The 22,851-nt window shown below is 67.2% G+C and carries 21 protein-coding genes; 5 read left to right on the forward strand and 16 right to left on the reverse strand.

Annotated features, from left to right (window positions below):
• Window positions 1–144: 144 nt before the first annotated feature.
• The 6 genes from A6A05_RS06565 to rfaD form a co-directional block, all read right to left on the reverse strand.
• On the reverse strand, window positions 145–1,071 hold the full coding sequence (locus A6A05_RS06565; RefSeq protein WP_068498655.1) for a ribose-phosphate pyrophosphokinase: 927 nt from the start codon (window positions 1,069–1,071) through the stop codon (window positions 145–147).
• Window positions 1,068–2,189 (reverse strand): hypothetical protein, encoded by a 1,122-nt coding sequence (locus tag A6A05_RS06570; RefSeq protein WP_068498656.1) that lies wholly within the window; start codon window positions 2,187–2,189, stop codon window positions 1,068–1,070. Before A6A05_RS06570 ends, A6A05_RS06565 begins: the two co-directional genes overlap by 4 nt.
• Before the next feature lie 80 nt (window positions 2,190–2,269).
• The gene (gene pgeF / locus A6A05_RS06575) at window positions 2,270–3,037 is read right to left on the reverse strand and encodes a peptidoglycan editing factor PgeF (RefSeq protein WP_068498658.1); all 768 of its coding nucleotides are present in this window, start codon (window positions 3,035–3,037) and stop codon (window positions 2,270–2,272) included.
• 11 nt (window positions 3,038–3,048) lie between these two features.
• Window positions 3,049–4,116, reverse strand: coding sequence for a class I SAM-dependent methyltransferase (locus A6A05_RS06580; RefSeq protein ID WP_068498660.1), 1,068 nt, complete (start codon window positions 4,114–4,116; stop codon window positions 3,049–3,051).
• A 1-nt stretch (window position 4,117) separates the two neighbouring features.
• On the reverse strand, window positions 4,118–4,924 hold the full coding sequence (gene lgt, locus A6A05_RS06585) for a prolipoprotein diacylglyceryl transferase (RefSeq protein ID WP_068498663.1): 807 nt from the start codon (window positions 4,922–4,924) through the stop codon (window positions 4,118–4,120).
• A complete protein-coding gene (gene rfaD / locus A6A05_RS06590; protein WP_068498665.1) occupies window positions 4,921–5,907 on the reverse strand; it encodes an ADP-glyceromanno-heptose 6-epimerase in 987 nt (328 codons plus the stop codon). Before rfaD ends, lgt begins: the two co-directional genes overlap by 4 nt.
• A gap of 189 nt (window positions 5,908–6,096) precedes the next feature.
• Between rfaD and A6A05_RS06595 the strand changes: the two genes are divergently transcribed.
• On the forward strand, window positions 6,097–6,444 hold the full coding sequence (locus tag A6A05_RS06595) for an accessory factor UbiK family protein (protein WP_068498667.1): 348 nt from the start codon (window positions 6,097–6,099) through the stop codon (window positions 6,442–6,444).
• Here A6A05_RS06595 and A6A05_RS06600 read toward each other — a convergent pair.
• Window positions 6,433–7,614: a pyridoxal-phosphate-dependent aminotransferase family protein gene (locus A6A05_RS06600; RefSeq protein ID WP_068498669.1), complete on the reverse strand. Its 1,182-nt coding sequence runs from the start codon at window positions 7,612–7,614 to the stop codon at window positions 6,433–6,435. The two genes, A6A05_RS06595 and A6A05_RS06600, sit on opposite strands and share 12 nt — an antisense overlap.
• A gap of 6 nt (window positions 7,615–7,620) precedes the next feature.
• A complete protein-coding gene (locus A6A05_RS06605; protein ID WP_068498671.1) occupies window positions 7,621–8,610 on the reverse strand; it encodes a DUF2125 domain-containing protein in 990 nt (329 codons plus the stop codon).
• Here A6A05_RS06605 and A6A05_RS06610 point away from each other — a divergent pair.
• The gene (locus A6A05_RS06610; RefSeq protein WP_082910757.1) at window positions 8,609–9,190 is read left to right on the forward strand and encodes a gamma-glutamylcyclotransferase; all 582 of its coding nucleotides are present in this window, start codon (window positions 8,609–8,611) and stop codon (window positions 9,188–9,190) included. The genes A6A05_RS06605 and A6A05_RS06610 overlap by 2 nt on opposite strands.
• Here the strand turns inward: A6A05_RS06610 and A6A05_RS06615 are convergent, their stop codons facing one another.
• Complete coding sequence (locus tag A6A05_RS06615; RefSeq protein ID WP_082910758.1) at window positions 9,191–10,204, reverse strand: ion transporter; 1,014 nt, start codon at window positions 10,202–10,204, stop codon at window positions 9,191–9,193.
• A gap of 137 nt (window positions 10,205–10,341) precedes the next feature.
• Here A6A05_RS06615 and cobA point away from each other — a divergent pair, with 137 nt between their 5' ends.
• Complete coding sequence (gene cobA / locus A6A05_RS06620) at window positions 10,342–11,094, forward strand: uroporphyrinogen-III C-methyltransferase (RefSeq protein ID WP_245644213.1); 753 nt, start codon at window positions 10,342–10,344, stop codon at window positions 11,092–11,094.
• Entirely contained in the window at window positions 11,091–11,852 is a 762-nt protein-coding gene (locus tag A6A05_RS06625) for a CbiX/SirB N-terminal domain-containing protein (protein ID WP_068498677.1), read from the forward strand. The genes cobA and A6A05_RS06625 overlap by 4 nt, the downstream gene beginning before the upstream one ends.
• A gap of 38 nt (window positions 11,853–11,890) precedes the next feature.
• On the opposite strand, the gene addA is transcribed toward A6A05_RS06625, so the two are convergent.
• A complete protein-coding gene (gene addA / locus A6A05_RS06630) occupies window positions 11,891–15,346 on the reverse strand; it encodes a double-strand break repair helicase AddA (protein ID WP_068498679.1) in 3,456 nt (1,151 codons plus the stop codon).
• Window positions 15,347–15,458: 112 nt separating this feature from the next.
• On the opposite strand from addA, the gene A6A05_RS06635 reads away from it, so the two are divergent.
• Window positions 15,459–16,238: a substrate-binding periplasmic protein gene (locus A6A05_RS06635; RefSeq protein WP_172822211.1), complete on the forward strand. Its 780-nt coding sequence runs from the start codon at window positions 15,459–15,461 to the stop codon at window positions 16,236–16,238.
• A 73-nt stretch (window positions 16,239–16,311) separates the two neighbouring features.
• Here the strand turns inward: A6A05_RS06635 and pnp are convergent, their stop codons facing one another.
• From pnp to atpD, 6 genes are all read right to left on the reverse strand, one after another.
• Window positions 16,312–18,501, reverse strand: coding sequence for a polyribonucleotide nucleotidyltransferase (gene pnp / locus A6A05_RS06640; protein ID WP_068498680.1), 2,190 nt, complete (start codon window positions 18,499–18,501; stop codon window positions 16,312–16,314).
• Window positions 18,502–18,690: 189 nt separating this feature from the next.
• The gene (gene rpsO / locus A6A05_RS06645) at window positions 18,691–18,960 is read right to left on the reverse strand and encodes a 30S ribosomal protein S15 (protein ID WP_068498682.1); all 270 of its coding nucleotides are present in this window, start codon (window positions 18,958–18,960) and stop codon (window positions 18,691–18,693) included.
• Window positions 18,938–19,894 carry a tRNA pseudouridine(55) synthase TruB gene (truB, locus tag A6A05_RS06650; protein ID WP_068498684.1) on the reverse strand — a complete coding sequence of 319 codons (957 nt, stop codon included), beginning with the start codon at window positions 19,892–19,894 and terminating at the stop codon, window positions 18,938–18,940. Before truB ends, rpsO begins: the two co-directional genes overlap by 23 nt.
• Before the next feature lie 2 nt (window positions 19,895–19,896).
• Window positions 19,897–20,889: an acyl-ACP desaturase gene (locus A6A05_RS06655; protein WP_342670015.1), complete on the reverse strand. Its 993-nt coding sequence runs from the start codon at window positions 20,887–20,889 to the stop codon at window positions 19,897–19,899.
• Window positions 20,890–20,955: 66 nt separating this feature from the next.
• Window positions 20,956–21,363: a F0F1 ATP synthase subunit epsilon gene (locus A6A05_RS06660; protein ID WP_068498687.1), complete on the reverse strand. Its 408-nt coding sequence runs from the start codon at window positions 21,361–21,363 to the stop codon at window positions 20,956–20,958.
• Window positions 21,364–21,423: 60 nt separating this feature from the next.
• Complete coding sequence (gene atpD, locus A6A05_RS06665) at window positions 21,424–22,848, reverse strand: F0F1 ATP synthase subunit beta (protein ID WP_068498689.1); 1,425 nt, start codon at window positions 22,846–22,848, stop codon at window positions 21,424–21,426.
• Between the last annotated feature and the right edge of the window lie 3 nt (window positions 22,849–22,851).

Below are 22,851 nucleotides of genomic sequence, written 5' to 3' on the forward strand. Positions count from 1 at the left end.
AGACCAAGATGATTTCATCTTGGTCCAAGGATCCCCGGCCGTCCGTCGGTTCAGGGCGTCCGGGTCGACCCCTCCACAGGGGGGAGGTTGTCTCCCATGAACCACACCTCGAAAGGGCCGGGCGGTTTTCCGCCCGGCCCTCTTTCAATCGAACAGGCTGGAAACCGAGCGCTCTTCCGAGATGCGCTGGATGGATTCGGCCATCAGCGGCGCGATGGTGATCTGGCGGATGTTGTGGGCCATCTTGACCGCCTCGGTGGCGGGGATGGAATCGGTGATGACCAGCTCTTCCAGCGGGCTCGAGGTGACGCGGGCCACCGCGCCGCCCGACAGCACGCCGTGCGTCACATAGGCCGACACCGACACCGCGCCGGCCTTCATCAGGGCTTCCGCCGCGTTGCACAAGGTGCCGGCGGAATCGACGATGTCGTCGACCAGCACGCAGCGCCGTCCATGCACTTCACCGATGATGTTCATCACTTCCGACACGCCGGCCCGTTCGCGGCGCTTGTCGATGATCGCCAGGTCGGCGTCGATGCGGCTGGCGATGGCGCGGGCGCGCACCACGCCGCCGACGTCGGGCGACACCACCATGACGTTGTCATAGCGGGCGCGGATGTCGTTGACGAACACCGGGGCGGCATAAAGATTGTCCAGCGGGATGTCGAAGAAGCCCTGGATCTGGCCGGAATGCAGGTCCAGCGTGACGACGCGGTCGGCGCCGGCGGTGGTGATCAGGTTGGCGACCATCTTGGCCGAGATCGGCGTGCGCGGACCCGACTTGCGGTCCTGGCGGGCATAGCCGAAATAGGGAATGACGGCGGTGATGCGCCGGGCCGAGCCGCGCTTGAGCGCGTCCAGGCTGATCAGCAGCTCCATCAGATTGTCGTTGGTGGGATAGCAGGTCGACTGGATGACGAAGACATCCTCGCCACGAACGTTCTCGTGGATCTCGACGAAAATCTCCATGTCCGAGAACCGGCGCACGCTGGCCTTGGTGATGGACATGGTCATGTATTCGGCGATCGCTTCGGCGAGCGGGCGATTGCTGTTGCAGGCGAGGATTTTCATCGAGCTGGCACCTTGGGTGAGCGCGGGGCGTTGGGCTTTGGCGAAGAAGCTTTCTTCACCGTCTTGTTCTTGGAGGGACTGGCCTTGACCCCCTTGGCAGGCGTCGATTTCACCGTTTTGACCGGAGAAACCTTGGCAGGCGGTTTGGTCGCCGCCTTCACCTGACCCGGGGCCGTTCCCGCCACAATTTTCTGCTCGCTTGAATTGGCCCTTCCTATATCAGCCGGTCTCATTTCTGTAAACGGGCTTGGGGCCGGTGGCGGAGTCTCGGCGGGCCGGGCCTCGGTTTCCGGGGCGGCCATGCCGGCCCTTTCGGCGGCGCGGACCACCTGGATGATGCCGGCGGCGCCGCCTTCGGCGACGTCGCGGGCCAGCCCGCCCCACGGTCCTTTCAGGCGCCCCTTCGGCACCTCACCCTCCTGGTCGATCAAGGCCATCTGGCCGCCATCGACGGCGCGCTTGACCTGCCAGGCCACCGACAGCAGGTCGTCGCCGCTTTTGGCCGGGCCCACCGAGACCAGGCCGCGCACCACATAGGCGCCGCCCGCCGGCACCACGTCGAAGCCGGCCGAATCCAGGGCCTGGCGCAGCGCTTGCGGCAATGCCTTGTCGCCATCGCCGGGCAGGCCGGCGATGGGCTCGACGCGAATCTTGGGCCGGGTCGCTTCGGCCACCGGGGCGTCGCGGCGCGGCAGGGCGTCGGGGTCGGTCAGGCGGGCCGCGAGGATTCCGGTCGCCTCGGCGGCGACAGCCTTCAGACGCCGGGGATCGGGACTTTGCCAGACCGCGCGCGGGATCGGCTGGGTGAAGGCGGTGACGACCGTGCCGTCGGCGGCAGCCAATGACCAGTCCAGTCCGTTGTCGATCACTTCGGCGGTCAGGACGTGGCCGAAGGCGGCGTTGGTACTGATGGTCGCCGGGATTTCCTTGAGTTCCAGCGCCTTGACCATTTCCTCGGCCAGGTCGGGGAAGGCCAGGACCGGCCGGATGGTCAGGCCGCGCCCCATCTTCGGCCGCGCCAGCGACGGCGGCGGCCCTTCATGGCGGAACGGTTGGGGAATGTCGCCACAGGCGGCGACCATCGCCGTCAGCACCAGAAGGGCCCAGCGCAGTCGCATGGTTCAGCCCACCATCAGGCCGACGCAGGTGGTCAGGGTGGCGATGGCCAGGAACGCCAGCAGCATCATCAGGTGGGGCATCAGCGCTCCAGCACGATCACCGACAATTGTCGGCCATAATCGGGTTCGCCTGCCAGGGTGGTGCGGCGATAGCTGAAGAAGCGGGCCTTGTCGCGCAGGGTGTCGGCCGGAAGGCGGGTGACGTCTTGCACTCCCAGCCGGGCCAGCTTGCGCGACACATAGCCCGGCAGGTCGAACAGGAAGTGTCCGGCCTTCGGAGACGGCGCGAAGAAATCGGCATTGTCGGCGGACTCGGCCAGGAAGGCGGCGGGAAAGTCAGGCCCGACCTCGTAAGAGCGCTGGCCGATGCAGGGGCCAATGGCGGCGACGACGTTCTTGGCCTTGGCGCCCTGCTCGGCCATGCGGGCCAGGGTGTTGTCGAGAATTCCGGCCAGCGCGCCTTTCCAGCCGGCGTGGGCGGCGCCGATCACCCCCCCTTTGCGGTCGGCGAACAGCACCGGCGCGCAATCAGCGGTCAGGATGCCCAGCGCCAGGCCGGGCCGGGTGGTGACCATGCCGTCGGCGACCGGGCGGGAATCGGAGGCGAACGGGGCATCGACCAGGATGGACTCGGCGGTGTGGGCCTGGTGCACGGTGACCAGGGCCTTGTCGGGCAGATTAAGCATGGCCATGGCGCGCGACCGGTTTTCCGCCACCGCCGAGGGCTCGTCGTTCGAGCCGGGACCGCAATTCAGCGAGGCGTAGATGCCGGTCGACACCCCGCCTTCACGGGTGAAGAAGGCGTGACGAATGCGCATGATCTCGTTTAAGGCGGACAGCGTGATCATCCAGCTTCCTTTCAGCCGACGAATCCCGGCGGCGCCGGCAATGCCGGATGGGCCAGGGCCAGGACCTTGAACAGGGTGCCCATTTCATCGGAATCGATCAAGCGGCGCAACTGGCCGGCAATGTCGGCGCTGACCTTGGGGCCGCCGGCCTGGGCCAACAGGGCGGCCCGGGTCTCGATGCCCAGGCGCTTCAGGAACTCACCCTGGGTCACCGTGCCCCAGGCCCGGGCCGGCATGGCCGCCTGGGCCAGTGCCTCGAAATCGACATGGGCGGTCAGGTCGGCGCTGCCGGGGGCTTCCAGCACCGGGTGGAAGCGATGGCGGCTGACCGCCTGCAAGGTCTCGCCCAGAGCCGAACGCGGATGGCCGTAATCGATGACCAGGGCCAGGCCGGGCTGGCGGGCGATGCGGGCGCCGATGGCGGCGGCCAGGGTGCGGCCGGCCGGGCAGGTCTCGGCGATGGCGCCGTCGGGGGCATCGTCCAAAAGCGCGTCGGGCAGGTCGGGGCGGGAGTGGGGGCCGGCGGTGAAGGCGAAGCCGGGGGCTTCCAGGTTCACCATCCGCTCGTGCCAGCGGCCTTGGTGGTGGACATGCTGGCGGATCGGCAGGGCGTCGAACAATTCGTTGGCCACCAGCACCATCGGCCCATCGGGCAGGTCGTCGAAGCGTTCGGCCCAATGGATGTCGTGGCCGACCAGGGTCTGGGCCTGGCGGGCGGCCAGGCGCGGGCTGGCTTCCACCAGCCAGATCTCGAGGGCGGCGCGGCAGGCGCCCACGTTGGCGATGGTGCGCAGCATGTCGCTCATCAAGGTGCCGCGGCCCGGCCCTAATTCGACGAAGACCAGGCGCTCGGGGCTGCCCAGCATCTGCCAGGCGACGATGGCCCACAGGCCGATCATCTCGCCGAACATCTGGCTGATTTCCGGCGCGGTGGTGAAGTCGCCCTGCGCTCCGAACGGCTCGCGGCTGGTGTAATAGCCCAGTTCGGGATGGAACAGCGCCTCGGCCATGAAGTCGGCGACGGCTACCGGCCCGCCCAGGCGGATACGCTCGGCCAGCAGGGCGGTCAGCGAGGCCATGTCAGACGCGTGGACGGCGCTTGCCGGCCCACCAGATCACCAGGCCGCCGGCGGCGAACAGCGGCACCGACAGCAACTGGCCCATGGTGGCGCCGCCGACCAGGAAACCCAGATGGGCGTCGGGCTGGCGGAACAGTTCGCCGATGACCCGGGCGATGCCATAGCCGATCAGGAAGGTGCCGGCGATGGTGCCCTTGCGGTTGCGGATGGCCGGCACCCGCCACATCAGGGCCAGCACCACCACCAGGGCCAGGCCTTCCAGGCCGGCCTGGTACAATTGGCTGGGATGACGCGGCTCGGGGCCGCCGGCCGGGAACACCATGGCCCACGGCACGTCGGGGGCGACGCGGCCGAACAGCTCGCCATTGATGAAATTGGCGATGCGGCCGAAGAACAGGCCGATCGGCACCGCGCAACAGACGGCGTCGCCGACGGCGAACAGGTCCAGTTTGCGCCGATGGGAAAACAAGATGATGGCCAGGATCACCCCCAGGGCACCGCCGTGGAAGGCCATGCCGCCATGCCAGACCATGAAGATCTCGGCCGGGTGGGCCAGATAGTAAAGCGGCTTGTAGAAAGCCACATAGCCCAGCCGGCCGCCCAGCACCACGCCCAGTGTCGCCCACACCAGGAAGTCATCGACGTCGGTGTCGCGCATGGCGTGTGGCGGCCGCGCGCACAGGAACTTGACGTAATGCCAGCCCAGCATCAGCCCGGCGATATAGGCCAGGGCGTACCAGCGGATGGCGATCGGGCCGAATTCGATGGCGATCGGGTCGATGGCCGGGAAGGCGATGGCGAACATCACTTGTACCGATCGGCCTGGTCGAGATAGTCGCGCACATATTTGGTGACGCCGTCTTCCAGGCTGGTGAACGGCTTGTGATAGCCGGCGGCGCGCAGGCGGTCCATGTTGGCCTGGGTGAAGTACTGGTACTTGTCGCGGATGGCGACCGGCGTGTCTTGGAACTTGATGTTGGGTTCCTTGTCCAGGGCGTGATAGACGGCGCTGGCCAGGTCCTTGAAGGTGCGGGCCTTGCCGGTGCCGACATTGAAGATGCCGCTGACGTTCGGGTTGTCCAGCATCCACATCATCACGTCGACGCAATCGTCGATCCAGATGAAGTCGCGCATCTGGCCGCCATCCTTGTAGTTCGGATTGTGCGAGCGGAACAGCTGATAGGCGGCGTCGGCCTTGGCGTGCGGATAGATCTGCGACACCACGCTTTGCTGGCCGCCCTTGTGGTACTCGTTGGGGCCGTAGACGTTGAAGAACTTGAGGCCGACGAATTGCGGCGGCTTGCGCGAGCCGGTGGCGATCTTGCGGGCGACGCGGCGGTCGAACAGGTGCTTCGACCAGCCATAGGCGTTCATCGGGGCCAGCGTCGCCAGGTGCTCGATCGACCAATCGTCGTCGAACCCTTGCGTGCCGTCGCCATAGGTCGCCGCCGACGAGGCGTAGATGAAGCGCACGTTGGACAGCGCGCACCACTTCCACAGAGCCAGGCTGAGCGAGAAATTGTTGGCGGCGATCTTGTCGGCGTCGGTCTCGGTGGTGGCCGAGATGGCGCCCATGTGGAAGATCACCTGGACGTGCTTGCGGTTGGCTTCCAGGAAGTCGAACAATTGTTCGGGATGAACGATGTCGGCCAGTTCGCGCTTGGCGACGTTCTTCCACTTGTCGTTGGCGCGCAGACGGTCGCACACCACCAGCTTGCCGGCATCGCGGGCTTCCAGAGCAGCCAGGATGTTCGAGCCGATGAAGCCGGCTCCTCCGGTGACGACGATCATGGCAATCCCCTCGCGCTCAGCAATCCAATCGAGAGCTGTTTATAGGCCGCGTCGCCATGCGGGGCAAGCCGCAGGGCTTCAGGTGTAACGAAACCGGTGCGGGCCTGCGAACAGCGTGAGCGCGATTGAGGTTTTTTCCGCCGACGCCCATAATGGGCGAAGCTTTCCCGAACATTCGCGAGTCCGATCATGCAGACCCAGAACCCCTTCTTCGACGACCTCGCCCGCATGGCCGGCGGCGCCATGAGCGCGCTTTCCGGCCTGCGCGCCGAGATGGAAGCGATGATGCGCCAGCAGATGGAACGCTTCATGTCCGGCGCCGACATGGTGCCGCGCGAAGAGTTCGAGGTGGTGCGCGACATGGCCATCAAGGCCCGGTCCGAGCAGGATGCCCTGCAAAAGCGGGTCGAGGCGCTGGAGGCCCAACTGGCCGGCCTGGCCCCCAAGGCCGCCCCGGTGAAGGCTGCCGCCGCCAAGGCCCCGGCGAAGCCCAAGGCCCCGCCGAAGGCCAAGGCGGCCAAGCCGTCAGCCGAATAGGATCTGGCTGGCTGCGCCTGTCGCCCGGCCGGTGGCGATGGGCGCCTGCATCTCGGCCAGCACGGTTTCCAGGCCGGTCAGGCAGGCCATGACATGGGCCGGTGACGCACTTTGGCCCATCAGGCCGATGCGCCAAACCTTGCCGGCCAGGGCGCCCAGACCGGCGCCGATTTCCAGTCCGAAGCGCGACAGCAATTGCGCCCGCACCGCCGCCTCGTCGATGCTGTCAGGGACAGTGACGGCGTTCAGTTGCGGCAAGCGGTGGGCGGGGGCGACCGGCAGGCCTAGGCCCATGGCTTCCAGCCCGGCCACCAGGGCGCGGTGCTGCAGGGCATGGCGCGCCCACGACTGTTCCAGCCCTTCTTCTTCCAGCAGCACCAGGCTCTCGTGCAGGCCGTACAGGGCGTTGACCGGCGCGGTATGGTGATAGGCCCGCTTGGCGCCGCCGCCCCAATAGCCCAGCAGCAGACTGAAATCCAGGAACCAGCTGGGGCACTTGGTCTTGCGCGCCTTGACCGCCTCGACGGCCCGGGGCGAAAAGGTGATGGGCGACAGGCCGGGCGCGCAGGACAGGCACTTCTGGGTGCCGGAATAGACCGCGTCGGCGCCCCACGCATCGACCGCGACCGGAATGCCGCCCAGCGAGGTGACGGTATCGACGATGGACAGCGCACCGTGTTTGGCAGCCAGGGCGCACAGGGCGGCGGCGTCGGACTGCACGCCGGTCGAGGTCTCGGCATGGACGAAGGCCAGGGCCTTGGCGCCGGGATGGGCGGCCAGCGCCGCTTCCACCTTGGCCGGATCCACGGGCGAGCCCCAGGCATCCTCGACCAGCACGGCGTGACCGCCCATGCGCTCGACATTTTCCTTCATGCGGCCGCCGAACACGCCGTTGACGCACACCACCACCACGTCGCCCGGTTCGACCAGATTGACGAAGCAGGCCTCCATGCCGGCCGAGCCGGGGCCGGAAATCGGCATGGTCAGCTCGTTGGCGGTGCCGAAGGCCGCTTGCAGCCGGCGCTTGATGTCGTCCATCAGGTCGATGAAGGCGGGGTCGAGATGGCCGATGGTCGGCTGGGCCATGGCCGCCAGCACGCGTGGATGCAGGTCGGACGGGCCGGGGCCCATCAACAGGCGCTTGGGCGGATGGAACGAGGCGGATTTCATGGCGGGTTACTCCTCGGGCCAGATGATCGGCGGGATACGGGTCAACAGCGCCGGCCCCAGAAAGACAGCGCCGTCTTGCAGCGTGACCGGGGCGTTGATGGCCGGGCGGCCCTGCGCGTCGGGTTTGGACAGCATCATCAGCAGGAATTTCATGGCGTTGGCGGCGTCGGGCTGGATCAGCCCCGCTTCGGCCAACTGGTCCAGCAGCACCGGCAGGCCGCGCACCCGGGTCGAAAGTGCCGCCAGCGGCTGGCCGGCCGGGTCCAGGGCCAGGGTGCCCTCGCCGTCCAGGGCCAGCTTGCCCCATTCGATCCCCAGCCGGGTCAGTTCGATGGTGCCGCCCGACGCCGCCCAATCCTTCAGCGAACGCGGCCGGGCATCGACGGGAAGGGCGCCCTTCCACTGGGCGGCCAGGTCGACCAAGCCGATGGTGCGGCCCAGGAAGGCCGGCACATCCTCGGCCAGGGTCAGCTCGCGCGCGGCAAGGCGTGCCTGCAAGGTGGCGGTCTGGTGGTCGATGATGGCGGGCGCCAAGGGCGTGACCGACAGCTCGATCCGCCCGACCTGCCAGCCGGAGCTGGCGATGCCGTCGCCGGTCACCGCGACATCCTCGAGCCGGCCGGCCAGGTCCAGGCGCACCAGGGCGGTCAGGGTCTCGGCCGTCAGTTCGACATCGCCGTGGGCCGAGGTCAGGTGATGGTGGCCGGGCGCGCTGACGGTGATCCGGGTCAGGTCGAACGGCGAGGCCTGGGCCGTGACCGCATCGGCCTGCCAGCCGGTGCCGTTGACGGTCAGGCGCGGCGCGGTCAGGGTCAGGGTCAGGCGAAACGGGAAGCCCGAGGTCTCGGCCTTATCCCATTGGGCGCCGACGCGCGCCGCCCATTCATCCAGCCCCTTGCGCAAGGTACCCGCGACATGAAACCAATAGGCTGAATAAGCCGCCGCCAGGACGGTCAGGGCGGCAACCAGGATCGGCAACGGGCGACGCAGGGTCATGACTTCATCCAACGCCAACGGGGCGAGTGATTCGTCTACTCCGCCCGTCGGCTCGACGCAAGGCGATCCGGACGTGTGGGTGTTCGCCTACGGATCGCTGATGTGGCGGCCCGACTTCCGCCCGGCGGAAATTCGTCCGGCCCGGCTGGCCGGCTGGCACCGGGCGATGTGCGTGCTGTCGACCATCTATCGCGGCACCGAACAATGCCCCGGCCTGGTGCTGGGGCTGGACCGGGCCGGCTCGTGCGTTGGCCGGGCGCTGAAGGTCGCAGGTGCCGATTGGCCGGCGATCAAGGAGATGCTGGATGCCCGCGAATTGGTGACCGGGGTCTATCTGCCGCGCTTCCTGCCGGTGCGATTGTCCGATGGCCGCCAGGTGCCAGCCTATGCCTATGTGGTCGATCGCGACCATTGGCAATATTGGTCCGGCCCGCAATCCGAGGCGGTGCGGCTGGTGCGCCAGGGCGAGGGCAAGGGCGGCCGGGCCCGCGACTATCTGGCCGCCACCGTCGAGCATCTGGATCGCCTGGGCATCCACCGGACGGCCATGCACCGCCTGCTGCGCCTGGTGGACGAATGATCAATCCTCGGGCTCGGAATGTCCGTGGATGGTCTTGCCGCAATGGGGACAGGGGTGGGGGTGGCGCACGGCGTCTTCCAGCACCAGCGAGGCCTCTTCCTCGGACAGGCCCAGGCGCAGACGGGTGTCGTCGAGCAGGCGGCGTTCGCGCTTGGTGATGGCGCCGTCTTCCAGGGCGCGCTCGACCGCCTCGCGATATTCCTCGCGGCGCATGCGCATCTGCTCGGAAAAGCCCGAGGCCAGCACACCGGTCGGAAGGGCGATCATGCCGATACCCAGCACGGCGGTGAAGCCGCCCAGCAGCCGGCCCATGGGCGTGATCGGCACCATGTCGCCATAGCCCAGGGTGGTCAGCGTCACCACGCTCCACCACATCGAGGTGGGAATGTCGGCGAAGACATGGGGCTGGGCGCGGTGCTCGAACAGGTACATCAGGGCCGAGGTGAAGACCAGCACCACCGCCATCACGAACAGCACGGCGCCGATGGCGCGGGCTTCCTGGCGCGCTACCGCCACCATGACGTTGATGGCCATGGAATAGCGGCCCAGCTTGAACACCCGAAGCACGCGCAGCACGCGGATGGCCCGCAGGTCCATCTCGACGAACATGCCCAGATAGAAGGGCAGCACGCTCAGCAGATCGACGATGGCCATCGGCGACACCATCCAGCGCAGCCGTCCCCACACCGGATGGCGATAGCGCGGCTCGTCCATTTCGACCGCCGTCCACAGGCGCAAAAGGTACTCGACCGAGAACACCGCCACCGAAAACAGGTCGAAGACGTGAAAGGCCGGACCATGGGCGATGGCCAGGTGCTCCATGGATTCCAGCACCACGGCGATGACGTTCAACACGATCATCACGATCAGGAACCAGTCGATCACCTTGACCAGCCGGTCGTCGTGGCCTTCGCCGCCCAGCATGTGATAGACGGTGCGCCGTGCCGTGCGGGCATGGCGGGGGCGGTGGTGCTGGACGCGCGGACGCGGGTGTGGGGTGCTACTGGCGGGCATGACGCATCAAAATAGCCGGGCGGGCCGGGCCTCGCAATCGCCGTGGAAACATGCCAAGTTCAGCGGCTTGCGAAAGTTCTGGCACTTTGGTCGGGACCGCCGCTAAATTAGAACAAAATGATATGACGGAGACGGGGATGCCGGCAGGCAAGGTATTTCTGGTCGGAGCCGGTCCCGGCGACCCCGACCTGCTGACGGTCAAGGCGCTGCGGTTGATCCAATCGGCCAAGACGGTGGTGTTCGACCGTTTGGTCAGCCCCGAGATCATGGCCCTGATCCCTGAGCAGGCCGAGTGCATCTATGCCGGCAAGCAGATGTCGAACCACCATCTGGTGCAAGACGAGATCAACGCCCTGCTGGTCAGCCTGGCCGGCGAGGGGCGCGAGGTGGTGCGCCTGAAGGGCGGCGACCCCTTCGTATTCGGTCGCGGCTCGGAAGAGGCCGAGGTGCTGGCGCGTGAAGGCATCGCCTTCGAGGTGGTGCCGGGCATTTCGTCGGCCTCGGGCTGTGCCACCTATGCCGGCATTCCGCTGACCCATCGCGGCCTGGCGCAGGGGGTGCGGCTGCTGCCCGGCCACACCAAGGACGGCAAGCCCTTGGATTACGACTGGGCCAAGCTGGCCGATCCCGACTGCACCCTGGTCATCTATATGGGTCTCAACAGCCTGGACCATATCGCCGACGAATTGATGAGCGCCGGCCTGGCCTCGGACATGCCGGCGGCGGCGATCGAGAACGGCACCACGCCGCGCCAGCGCACCATCGTCGGCACCATCGGCAGCCTGCCGCGTCTGACCCTTGAAGCCAAGATGAAGGCGCCGACCCTGATCGTCATCGGCCGCGTCGTCGGCCTGGCCGGCCAGCTCGACTGGTTCGGAGCCCGGCAATGAGCCCCGGCCCGGCCATTCTGCTGGTCGGGCACGGCTCGGCGCGCCATCCGGACAGTGCGGCGCCCATCCTGGCGTTGGCCCGGGCGCTGCAACAACGCGGCGCGTGGTCCGATGTCCAGGCCGCCTTCATGAAGCAGGACCCCGGGCTGGACGGCGCCCTCGATCGCCTGACCGCGTCTGAAGTGGTGGTCGTCCCGGTGTTCGCCGGCAAGGGCTATTACACCGACACGCTGATCCCCAGGGCGCTGGGACTGGACGGGCCGGTGACCCGCAAGGACGGACGGGTGCTGCGCCTGACCGAGCCGGCCGGCGGCCATCCCCGCATCCCCGATTTGATGGCGGCGCGCGCCCTGGCGGTGGCCGAAGCCGCCGGCCTGACGGGGGCCGAAACCAGTCTGCTGCTGATCGCCCATGGGTCGTCGCGGCCGGGCGGGGCGGGCGACACGCCCAGGGCCATCGCCGCCGCCATCACCCGGACCAACCGCTTCGCCGAAGTGGCACTGGCCTTTCTGGAACAAGCCCCGTTCGCGGCCGACTGGCCCGATCTGGTGGCCGGCCGCCAGGTGGTCGCCCTGCCGCTGTTGGTGGCGCAAGGCATGCACGCCAGCCAGGACATTCCGCCCTTGTTCGGTCTGGTGTCGGGCCAGACCGGCCCGGTCGAAAGCCACGGCCGCATTGTCCGCCTGGCCTCGGGCCTGGGGGCGGAACCCGACCTGATCGACATCATCGCCGAAATGGCCTTGCAGGCTTTGGCGTGACGCGCCCTTAGCCGGGCTTGCTCAAACGCCCCGCGGGCTCAACCCAGCGCATCATCCATGTGGGCGGCATCGATTTCCGCCAGGCGCGGTCCGTCGGTCCACACCAGGGCGCAGCGGATGCGTTTTCCCGGATAGATGCAGGCCAGCGCCAGCCGATAGGCGGCCATCTGCTTGACGTAAATAGCCGGAATCGGATCGCCGGCGGCCGGCGGGCGGCGGTTGGTCTTGTAATCGACCACCAGCACCTCGTCGGCGGTGACCACCAGACGATCGACCCGGCCGGAAATCGCCCGGTTATCGCCGACCAGGCCGACGATGGGCACCTCGGCGCGGCTGCCGGGCGCGAACAGGGGCGCGAAGCGGGCATGGTCCAGGATGTCGGCGACCTCGCCGGCGATGGTCAAGGCCTGGCCCGAATCGCGGATGCCGGATTTGGTCAGGAAGCGGATGGCCGCCCTGGCCCGGCCCTCGCGCGGGATTTCCGGCAGCAATTCCAGCAGGCGATGGATCAACCGGCCGCGCTGGAAGCGGGCATTACCGTCGGTGCCGCCCAGCGGCGAGCGCACCGGCGGTTCCTCGCCCTCGGGGGCCGACGGCGCCAGCGGGCGCGGCGGGGCCGGCTCGGGCGGCGGCGACTGACGCAGCCATGACGGTTCCGGCAGTTGCGCCTGCGCGTGCGCGTCCGGCGACGAGGCCTTGCGATCGGGCGGGGCGGTCTGCGGGCAGGTCAGCCGCAGGATGGTGGCGGTCTCGGTCTCGGCGGCGGCGGCCAGGAAGGAATCCTCGACCCGTTCGGCCAATGGCTCCAGCCCGGCCTTGACCAGCTTGTACCAGCATGCCGCCGGGGCTTGGCGTTTGGTTTCCCAGCCGCAGACGATCAAGCGATCCTCGGCCCGGGTCATCGCCACATAGAGCAGGCGGCGATATTCCCGTTCGGCTGCCAGCTTGCGGGCGGCGCGCGCGGCGGCGCACATGGAATCGTCGGATTCGGCGCTGGGCGGCCACAGCAGCATTTCCGATTCAGGTGGACCGCTCCACAGCAGGCGCGGCCCCTTGGTCGGCATCTGCAAGGTGTCGGGCAGGAAGACGATGGGCGCCTGCAGGCCCTTCGAGCCGTGCACGGTCATGATCCGCACCGCGTCGCGCCCGCCTTGTTCCAGGTCGCGCTTGATCTCGACGGCGCCTTGTTCCAGCCAGCGCAGGAAGCCCTGCAGGCTGGGCGGATGGCCGCGTTCGAAGGCCAGGGTCAGGTTGACGAATTCGTCGATGGGGTCGGCGGCGTCGGGGCCCAGCCGGGCCAGCAATGCCCGCTTGCCGCCCTTGGGGCCCAGGATGTGGGCGAACAGGTCGGCCGGCCCCAGCCGGTCGGTCAGGGCCATCAGGCCGGTCAGATAATCCAACGCGGCGGCGGCGGTGCGGTCGAAGCCGGCGCGCCGCTGCAACGCCTCCCACAGCGGGACCGGGCCGCGATTCCACGCCAGCTCGAACAATTGCTCCTCGGTCAGGCCGACCAAGGGGCCTTTCAGAACGGTGGCCAGCGTCAAATCGTCCTCGGGCAGCAGCAAGACCGCGCCCAGCGCCATCAGATCCATCACCGCCAATTGCTCGGTCAGCACCATGCGGTCGGCGCCGGCCACCGGCACCGCCAGCGCCTTCAACTCGCGCACCAGATCCTCGACGAAGCCGCCGCGCCTTCGCAGCAGCACCATGATGTCGCCGGCCCGCACCGGGCGGCCCTGGCTTTCCAGACTCTCGCCCCCGACCATGGCGGCGATGCGGCCGGCCACCAGCCGGGCCAGGCGGGTGCTGGGGGAATCGCCCTTGATGCGTTCGATCGGCGGTTTCCACGGCGGCGGATCATCCACGGCGCGCGGGCAGACCGGCGGCCACAGCTCGACCAGGCCGGCTTGGCCCTGGCGGAAGGCGATGTGGCGCTGGTCGTCGCCCTGCTCGGGTTCCAGCACGCCGTCGCGGGCCGGGCCGGTGAACACCGCATCGACCGCGTCCAGCACCGCTGACGTCGAGCGAAACGACAGGTTCAAGGGGATTTCCGCCCAGTCCTGGCCGGCGGCGGGCACATGTTCAGCGAACAGCCGGCGCATGGCATCGAAGGCGGCCGGGTCGGCGCGCTGGAAGCTGTAGATCGATTGCTTGACGTCGCCGACGGCGAAGATGGTGCGCACCAGCTCGCGGCTGCCGCGGCCGGCGAAGAACTCGGCGGTCAGGCGTTCCACCACCGCCCATTGGTCGGGGTTGGTGTCCTGGGCCTCGTCGATCAGCACGTGGTCGATGCCGCCGTCCAGCTTGTAAAGCACCCACGGCGCCACCCCGGGATGGGCCAAGAGGTCGCGGGCGGCCAGGATCAGGTCGTCGTAATCCATCACCGCGCGGGCGCGCTTACGGGTCTCGTAACCGGCCAGCAGCGCTTGGCCCAGGGTCAGAAGCGCCAATGTGGCCTGGCCGACGCGGACCGACTTCAGGCGATCGGTCAGCCGCAGGACCCGCTCGGCCTCGGTGGCGAGAGCCGCCTCGACACCCGGGATCGCCAACACCTTCTTGGTCGCCAGGGACTTGCGGATGGTGCCGTCATTGGTCAGGAACACCCGAACCCACTCGTCCAGGGCATCGGCGCGGCGCTCGGGCGCGGCCAGCCAGGCGGCCATGGTTTCGCCCTTGCGGGCATCGGCGTCGGACCCGTTCAGCAGGGACTGGGCGGCGTGGACCAGGCCGGCCCGGTCGAAGGCATGGTCGGCGGTGGCGGCCCGGACGACCGCCTCGGCGCTGTCGGTGGGGTCCAGGCCCAGGGCCGACCACAGGGCATCCTTCAAGCCGGCCAGGCCGCCATGGCGATCGATCAGCCGGCGCAGGCGGCCGCGATCGCCGGCCAGTTCGGCCATCAATTCGGGAAAGGCGGTTTCGTGCACCAGGCGGGTCACCGCGCCCAATGCTTCGGCCAGGGTCGGATCGGCGCCGTCGCGGGCCTGGGTCAGAACCTCGTCCTTGGAATCTTCCAGCAATTCGCCGGCATCTCGTTCGTCCATCACCTGGAAGTGCGGCGCCAGGCCGGCTTCCAGCGGGAAGCGGCGCAGCAGCGATTGGCAGAAGGCGTGGATGGTCTCGATATGCATGCCGCCCGGCGCGTCCAGCACGGCGGCGAACAATCGCCGCGCCCGGGTCTGTTCGAGCTCGGTGGCGTCGCGGCCCAGCAGGGTGACCAGGTCCCGCGCCAACTGGGCATCGGCGGCGGTGGCCCAGCCGGCCAGCCGGCCGTTGATGCGGATGCTCATCTCGGCAGCCGCCGCCTTGGTGAAGGTCAGGCACAGGATACGGGAAGGCGGCGTGCCGGCCAGCAGCAGGCTCAGCACCCGGTCGGTCAGAACCTTGGTCTTGCCGGTGCCGGCGCTGGCAGCCACCCACACCGACGAAGCCGGGTCGGCGGCCCGGCGTTGGCGGGTGGTGGCATCGTCCAGCAGGGCGGTGGATGGGGTGTTCATGGCCCCCAACTATAACCTGTGACCAATGCGGTGGCAGCAGCCTTTCCATTGCCTGCTGCGGGCGTGATAATGGCGGCCAATGGCGTGGTCGGGCGCTGACGGGGGGCGGAAGATGAAGTCTTGCAGATGGATGAGGGGGCTGTGCTTTCTGGCGGTCGGGCTGGCGAGCCAGTTGGCGGCGGCCACCCTGGGCGCCGCCGAGGTCCGGGTGGCGGTCGGGTTGTTCCTGCCGCCCTATGTGATCGCCGACGAGTGGCGCGGCATGGAATACGACATCGTCCGTCGCGCGCTGGAGCTTGAAGGCCACACCATCGTTCCGCAGCCGACCTATCTGGCCCGCGTCGCCAAGGACTTGGAGCACGGCGCGGTCGATGCGGCGATGCCGGTCCAGGTCCGGGCCGGGGCCAAGGAATTCTATTCCGAGCCGCACATCCAGTATCAGAACTTCGCCATCACCTTACGGTCCAGCAACCTGGAGCTTAGGAAGATCGGCGACCTGGCCGGGCGCTCGGTGGTGGCGTTCCAGGAAGCCTCGCGTTATCTGGGGCCGGAATTCGAGGCGATGGCCAAGGCCAATCCCAATTACCGGGAAGAGGCCAAGCAGGTGGTCCAGCCGATCCTGCTGTTCCACGGCCGGACCGAGGTGGTGGTGGCCGACCGTTACATCTTCAACTGGTTCGCGGCCTCGCCCGAGGTCCGCCAGAAGGTCGATGTCACCCAGCCCTTGCGCTTCCATCCGCTGTTCCCGCCCACCGACTACCGGGTCGCCTTCCGCGACGAGGGTTTGCGCGACGCCTTCAATCGCGGTTTGAAGCGCCTAAGGGACAGCGGCGAATACCAGCGGATCATGGACAATTACGACCGGACCTTGACCGCCGCCCTGCCGAAATAGGGCTATTCCACCCCACCAAAAGAAAACGGGCTGCCTTTCGGCAGCCCGCATCCTGACTTCGCCCTGTTGGCGATCAATCCTCGGAATGATCGTCGCGCGAGCGCTTCTTCTTCTCGTACTGTTCCTTGCGTTCGGCCTTTTCGGCCTCGACCTGGGCGGTGATGTCCTCACCGGTGGCCTGATCGACGCACTTCATCGACAGCTTGACCTTGCCGCGGTCGTCGAAGCCGATGACCTTGACCTTGACCGCGTCGCCGACATTCAGGATGTCGGCGGTCTTGGCGACCCGCTCGCGGCTCAGTTCCGAGATGTGGACCAGGCCGTCGCGGCTGCCCAGGAAGTTCACGAAGGCGCCGAAATCGACGACCTTGACGACCTTGCCGGTGTAGATCACGCCGATTTCGGGCTCGGCGACGATGCCGCGGATCCAGTCGATGGCGCGCTGGCCAGCGTCCGAATCGGTCGAGGCCACCTTGATGGTGCCGTCATCGTCGATGTCGATCTTGGCGCCGGTGTTCTCGCAGATCTCGCGGATGACCTTGCCGCCGGTGCCGATGACTTCGCGGATCTTCTCCTTCGGGATGTTGAAGGTGACGATGCGCGGAGCATTGCCCGACACTTCGGTGCGGGCGCTGTCCAGACCCTTGGACATCTCGCCCAGGATGTGCAGACGGCCGTCCTTGGCCTGGCCCAGGGCGATCTTCATGATCTCCTCGGTGATCGAGGTGATCTTGATGTCCATCTGCAGGGCGGTGACGCCCGCATCGGTGCCGGCCACCTTGAAGTCCATGTCGCCCAGGTGATCTTCGTCACCCAGGATGTCGGACAGCACGGCGAAGTCGGACCCTTCCTTGATCAGGCCCATGGCGATGCCGGCCACGGGGCGAAGCAGCGGAACGCCGGCATCCATCAGCGCCAGCGAGGTGCCGCAGACGGTGGCCATCGAGGACGAGCCGTTCGACTCGGTGATCTCGGACACCGAACGCAGCGTGTAGGGGAAGGCCTCCTTGGTCGGCAGGCAGGGGTGGATGGCGCGCCAAGCCAGCTTGCCGTGGCCGATCTCGCGACGGCCCGGGCTGCCCATGCGGCCGGTCTCACCCACCGAGTAGGGGGGGAAGTTGTAATGCAGCATGAAGTTCTCGCGGTACTCGCCCGCCAGAGCGTCGATGATCTGCTCGTCCTGACCGGTGCCCAGGGTGGCGACCACCAGGGCCTGGGTCTCGCCACGGGTGAACAGGGCCGAACCGTGGGCGCGGGACAGCACGCCGACTTCCGCCACGATCGGACGCACGGTCTTGGTGTCGCGGCCGTCGATGCGGATGCCGGTCTTCAAGATGTTGCCGCGCACCACGTCGGATTCCATGTGCTTCAGCACGCCCGGAGCGACGGCCAGCTCGGCCTCGTCGGTGATCAGGGCCATGGCCTTGGCCTTGACGGCGCCGACGGCGCCGTAGCGGTCCTGCTTCTTGACGATCTTGTACGCCTCGGCCATCTCGGCCGGGATGCCGGCGGCTGCCAGCTTGGCGTTGACGGTCTCGATGGCCGGCGGCGGCGGGGCGATGTCCCACGGCTCGTTGGCGCAGGCTTCGGCCATCTCGATGATCGCCTGGATCACCGGCTGGAACGACTTGTGACCGAAGGTCACGGCGCCCAGCATGATCTCTTCCGACAGCTCCTGAGCCTCGGACTCGACCATCAGCACGCCTTCGACGGTGCCGGCGACCACCAGGTCCAACTGCGAGGCCTTGATCTGGTCCATGGTCGGGTTCAGCACGTACTGGCCGTCGACCCAGCCGACGCGGGCGGCGCCCAGCGGACCCATGAACGGCACGCCCGAAATGGTCAGCGCCGCCGAGGCGCCCACCATGGCGACGATGTCGGGGTCGTTTTCCATGTCGTGCGACAGCACGGTGCAGACGATCTGGGTCTCGTTACGGAAACCATCGACGAACAGCGGGCGGATCGGACGGTCGATCAGACGCGAAACCAGGGTTTCCTTTTCGCTGGGGCGTCCCTCGCGCTTGAAGAAGCCGCCGGGGATCTTGCCGGCCGCGAAGGCCTTTTCCTGGTAGTTGCAGGTCAGCGGGAAGAAATCCACACCCGGGCGGGGGGCCTTGGCAGCGACCGCGGTGCACAGCACGACCGTGTCACCATAGGTGGCGAGAACCGCGCCATCGGCCTGGCGGGCGATCTTGCCGGTCTCCAGAACCAGCTTGCGACCGCCCCACATGATTTCCTTGCGGGTGACGTTAAACATGGACATTTCGTGTTAATCCTTATCCCAAACGCAAAGGCCGCCGGATTGCGGCCCTGCACCGTACTGTCCGCCCCATGGCGGAAACTCGCCCAATGGCGACCGCCCGCGAAGGGACCATTCCCCGCGCGGGCGAAAAGATAACCGCACGAGTGCGGCCAAAAAACAAGCCCCCGGACTGGCCGGGGGCTTGGTACCTTACTTGCGCAGACCCAGGCGGGCGATCAGCTGCTCGTAGCGGCCGACATTGATGCCCTTCAAATAGTCCAGCATGCGACGGCGCTGACCAACCATGATCAGCAGGCCACGACGCGAGTGGAAATCCTTCTTGTGGTCCTTCAGGTGCTCGGTCAGGTTGCGGATACGCTCCGACAGGATGGCCACCTGGACTTCCGGAGAACCGGTGTCGCCTTCGTGGGTCGCATATTCCTTGACCAGCTCGGTCTTACGCTCGGCAGTGATCGACATCGTCTTCTCCTGATGAAGAGGTTTCGAGATTGAGCCCACGCAGCGAGCGGACAAGGCCGCCCTCGACTTGGGCCAACGCCACCAGCCGTCCGTCGCACAAGGCCTTGACCACCTGGGTCGGGCCGAATGCACTGGGCGTTTCGCGCAGGCTGAAAACCTGACCGCTGCCGAGGCGCCGGGCTTCATCTTCCGTCAAGGCCAGGGCCGGGATGTCGTCCAGCGCGGTCAGAATCGGAAGCAGCAAAGCCCGAAGGGCGGGACCATGCCCGAGCGAGCGGGCCTTGTCCAGAGGAATCGCATTGGTTTCATTGAACGGACCGCAGGCGGTGCGGCGCAGCCGGGCGACATGGCCGACGGTGCCCAGGCAAGCCGCGATGTCGCGGGCCAGCGAGCGGACATAGGTGCCCTTGCCGCACGCGACCTCGAAGGTGGCAAGGTCGGGGCCGGTGCGTTCGATCAGCTCGAGGCGGTCGATGCGCACGGTGCGGGCCGCCAATTCGACCGTTTCGCCGGCGCGCGCCAGGTCATAGGCCCGCTCGCCGTCGATCTTCAGGGCGGAAAAGGCCGGCGGCACCTGGGAAATCTCGCCGACAAAGCGGGGCAGCACGGCGCGGATGGCTGTATCGTCGGGGCGGACATCCGACGTGGCGGTGACCTCGCCCTCGCGGTCGTCGGTCGAACGGGCCTCGCCGAATTGGACGGTGAATCGGTAGGTCTTGGCCCCGTCCATCACATAGGCCACCGTCTTGGTGGCCTCGCCCAAGGCGATCGGCAGGATGCCCGAGGCCAGCGGGTCCAGCGTGCCGCCATGGCCGGCCTTGGCGGCGTCGAACAGACGGCGCACGTCGGACACCACCTTGGTCGAGCCGATTCCTTCCGGCTTGTCGATGGCGATCCAGCCGTGGACCGGCTGGCCCTTGCGCTTTCTGGCCAAGATCAGGCGGCCGGCTTCATCTGGGCGACGCGCGACTGCATCTTCTTGACGGCGAAGGCCTTGGCCCGGGCCCCCAGCCAGCCCTGCGGATCGAAGCCGACCACCTTCAGGACCATGTTGACGGCGCGCTCGGCGTGCTTTTGCCGGTAGACGGCATAGGCGCGGCCGGCATATTCGCGATTGCAGCGGGCCAGGTCATATTCCATGCCCTCGGGGTCGTTGGCGGCGTGCCAGGCGCTGGCCAATTCGTCGTCGTCGGTTTCCTTGATGCGGCCGGCGGCGACCATGGCGCGGCGGAAGATGCCGACGCCTTCTTGCTGGATATAGCGCTTCATGAAGACGTAGAAGGTCTTGTAATGACGGAATTCGTCACCGGCGATGCGGTGGCACAAATCCTTCAGCACCGGCTCGTCGGTGGCGTCCCGCAGCGCCGAATAGAAGCTGGAGGTGCCGGTCTCGACGATGCAGCGGGCCAGCAATTCGCCGGTACGCGAGCCGCGCACCGAAGCGGCGACATCCTGGGGCACCTGATAGATGTCGGTGAACTTCTTGAAGCGGGCGGCGAAATTGAAATTCGGGTCGGCCAGCTCGGCATAGTGGCCCAGCATGTCGCCGTGCTGCACTTCCTCGATCTGCCATTCGGCGGCGATGGACAGGAATTCGTCGTCGCCCTTGAACACCGTCGACAGATAGGCGGTGTAGTCGCCGGCATTGCGTTCCACCATCGCCGCCGCCTTGACCACCATCAGCGTGTCCGGGTCAAGCTTCGAAGCGTCGAAAGCGGCCCAGTTGATGTCGTCAGGCGTCCAATGCGGCATGGTGTGGTCCCTTATGAAATCCGTGGGCGGATATCTTGCCCGCGGCGCGGCGGCAATCAAGCAGAATGAAACGACGAAGGGCCGGCACCAATGGGCCGGCCCCCGACGATTCGTGCGGCTGATCCTAGTGTGGTGATTCTGAAATTCGCACGACCATGCTAATTTCAGAATCACCACACAATTCAACCAATTAGTGGCCTGCTTATCCCCGGAATTCGCCTTGCGAATTTCGGGGGCAGGACACTAGTGGCGGGGCGCCGCGGCCTGCATGGCCTGGGCAATCGACAACAGCTGCTCGGCGGCGATGCGGGCGCCATCGGTCTTGGCGTCGGCCAAAGCCTCCTTGGCGGCCTGCAGGCGGGCCGAATACATGTCGTGGGTGATGTCGGCCACCGGCAAAGCCTCTTCGGCCAGGACGGTGATGCGCTCTTCATTGACCTCGGCGAAGCCGCCGGCCACGAAAATGCGATTGGACACCTTGCCGCCGTCATGGACGTCGATGACGCCGGGACGGACGGTGGTGATCATCGGCGCATGCTGGGCCAGGGCGCCGAAGTCACCTTCGGTGCCGGGAACAATCACCATGTCCACCGGCGAGCTGATCAGCAGCTTGGCGGGCGACACCAGTTCGAACTTGATCTTGTCGGCCATGAGCCAATGTCCTCAAAGGATGGCGGGGCAAGGTGCCGCGGCACCTTGCCCCAAAGGTCCTTACGCGGCTTCGGCAGCCAGCTTCTTGGCCTTCTCGACCACTTCGTCGATGCCGCCGACCATGTAGAAGGCGACTTCCGGCAGGTGATCGTATTCGCCGGCGACGATGGCCTTGAAGCCCTTGATGGTGTCTTCCAGCGACACCAGCTTGCCCGGCGAACCGGTGAAGACTTCGGCAACGTGGAAGGGCTGCGACAGGAAGCGCTGGATCTTACGAGCGCGGGCAACGACCAGCTTGTCTTCTTCCGACAGCTCGTCCATGCCCAGGATCGCGATGATGTCCTGCAGCGACTTGTAGGTCTGCAGGATGCGCTGCACTTCACGGGCGACGCCGTAATGTTCCTGACCGACGACGCGGGCGTCCAGCGCACGGCTGGTCGAGTCCAGCGGATCCACCGCCGGATAGATGCCCAGCTCGGCGATCTGACGCGACAGAACGGTGGTGGCGTCCAAGTGGGCGAACGAGGTGGCCGGCGCAGGGTCGGTCAAATCGTCGGCCGGCACGTAAATCGCCTGCACCGAGGTGATCGAGCCCTTCTTGGTCGAGGTGATGCGTTCCTGCAAGGTGCCCATGTCGGTGGCGAGAGTGGGCTGATAGCCCACCGCCGACGGGATGCGGCCCAGCAGAGCCGACACTTCCGAACCGGCCTGGGTGAAGCGGAAGATGTTGTCCACGAAGAACAGCACGTCCTGGCCTTCTTCGTCGCGGAAATATTCGGCGACGGTCAGACCCGACAGGGCGACACGGGCGCGGGCGCCCGGCGGCTCGTTCATCTGACCGTACACCAGGGCCACCTTCGAGCCCGGGCCGTCGGTCTTGATGACGCCTGATTCCATCATTTCGTGATAGAGGTCGTTGCCTTCGCGGGTACGCTCGCCGACACCGGCGAACACCGAGTAACCACCGTGGGCCTTGGCGACGTTGTTGATCAGTTCCATGATCAGCACGGTCTTGCCCACGCCAGCGCCGCCGAACAGGCCGATCTTACCGCCCTTCACATACGGGGCCAGCAGGTCGATGACCTTGATGCCGGTGACCAGGATCTCGGTCTCGGTGGCCTGATCGACGAATTCCGGGGCATCGGCGTGGATCGGGCGGGTGGTCTTGTGACCGACCGGGCCGCGCTCGTCGATCGGCTCGCCGATGACGTTGAGGATGCGGCCCAGGCATTCCGGCCCGACCGGCATCTGGATCGACGAACCGGTGTCGGTCACCTCGGCGCCGCGAACCAGGCCTTCGGACGAGTCCATGGCGATGGTGCGGACGGTGTTTTCGCCCAGATGCTGAGCCACTTCGAGAACCAGGGTGTGGCCCTGGTTCTGGGTGTGGAGCGCGTTCAGGATGGCCGGCAGCGGGCCCTCGAAGCGCACGTCCACGACGGCGCCCATAACCTGGGTGATCTTGCCGACGTTCTTGTTTGCCATTGT

The sequence above is a fragment of the Magnetospirillum moscoviense genome (assembly GCF_001650635.1).
Taxonomy (GTDB): domain Bacteria; phylum Pseudomonadota; class Alphaproteobacteria; order Rhodospirillales; family Magnetospirillaceae; genus Magnetospirillum; species Magnetospirillum moscoviense.

Excerpts from the sequence above, each read along its gene's own strand:
- A6A05_RS06605 (WP_068498671.1), bottom strand. The coding sequence starts at position 8,610 with ATGACCCTGCGTCGCCCGTTGCCGATCCTGGTTGCCGCCCTGACCGTC.
- A6A05_RS06615 (WP_082910758.1), bottom strand. The coding sequence starts at position 10,204 with ATGCCCGCCAGTAGCACCCCACACCCGCGTCCGCGCGTCCAGCACCAC.
- A6A05_RS06580 (WP_068498660.1), bottom strand. The coding sequence starts at position 4,116 with ATGGCCTCGCTGACCGCCCTGCTGGCCGAGCGTATCCGCCTGGGCGGG.
- pgeF (WP_068498658.1), bottom strand. The coding sequence starts at position 3,037 with ATGATCACGCTGTCCGCCTTAAACGAGATCATGCGCATTCGTCACGCC.
- A6A05_RS06625 (WP_068498677.1), top strand. The coding sequence starts at position 11,091 with ATGAGCCCCGGCCCGGCCATTCTGCTGGTCGGGCACGGCTCGGCGCGC.
- A6A05_RS06570 (WP_068498656.1), bottom strand. The coding sequence starts at position 2,189 with ATGCGACTGCGCTGGGCCCTTCTGGTGCTGACGGCGATGGTCGCCGCC.
- rfaD (WP_068498665.1), bottom strand. The coding sequence starts at position 5,907 with ATGATCGTCGTCACCGGAGGAGCCGGCTTCATCGGCTCGAACATCCTG.
- pnp (WP_068498680.1), bottom strand. The coding sequence starts at position 18,501 with ATGTCCATGTTTAACGTCACCCGCAAGGAAATCATGTGGGGCGGTCGC.
- A6A05_RS06565 (WP_068498655.1), bottom strand. The coding sequence starts at position 1,071 with ATGAAAATCCTCGCCTGCAACAGCAATCGCCCGCTCGCCGAAGCGATC.
- A6A05_RS06610 (WP_082910757.1), top strand. The coding sequence starts at position 8,609 with ATGACTTCATCCAACGCCAACGGGGCGAGTGATTCGTCTACTCCGCCC.
- A6A05_RS06660 (WP_068498687.1), bottom strand. The coding sequence starts at position 21,363 with ATGGCCGACAAGATCAAGTTCGAACTGGTGTCGCCCGCCAAGCTGCTG.
- rpsO (WP_068498682.1), bottom strand. The coding sequence starts at position 18,960 with ATGTCGATCACTGCCGAGCGTAAGACCGAGCTGGTCAAGGAATATGCG.
- atpD (WP_068498689.1), bottom strand. The coding sequence starts at position 22,848 with ATGGCAAACAAGAACGTCGGCAAGATCACCCAGGTTATGGGCGCCGTC.
- addA (WP_068498679.1), bottom strand. The coding sequence starts at position 15,346 with ATGAACACCCCATCCACCGCCCTGCTGGACGATGCCACCACCCGCCAA.
- A6A05_RS06595 (WP_068498667.1), top strand. The coding sequence starts at position 6,097 with ATGCAGACCCAGAACCCCTTCTTCGACGACCTCGCCCGCATGGCCGGC.
- cobA (WP_245644213.1), top strand. The coding sequence starts at position 10,342 with ATGCCGGCAGGCAAGGTATTTCTGGTCGGAGCCGGTCCCGGCGACCCC.
- A6A05_RS06600 (WP_068498669.1), bottom strand. The coding sequence starts at position 7,614 with ATGAAATCCGCCTCGTTCCATCCGCCCAAGCGCCTGTTGATGGGCCCC.
- A6A05_RS06635 (WP_172822211.1), top strand. The coding sequence starts at position 15,459 with ATGAAGTCTTGCAGATGGATGAGGGGGCTGTGCTTTCTGGCGGTCGGG.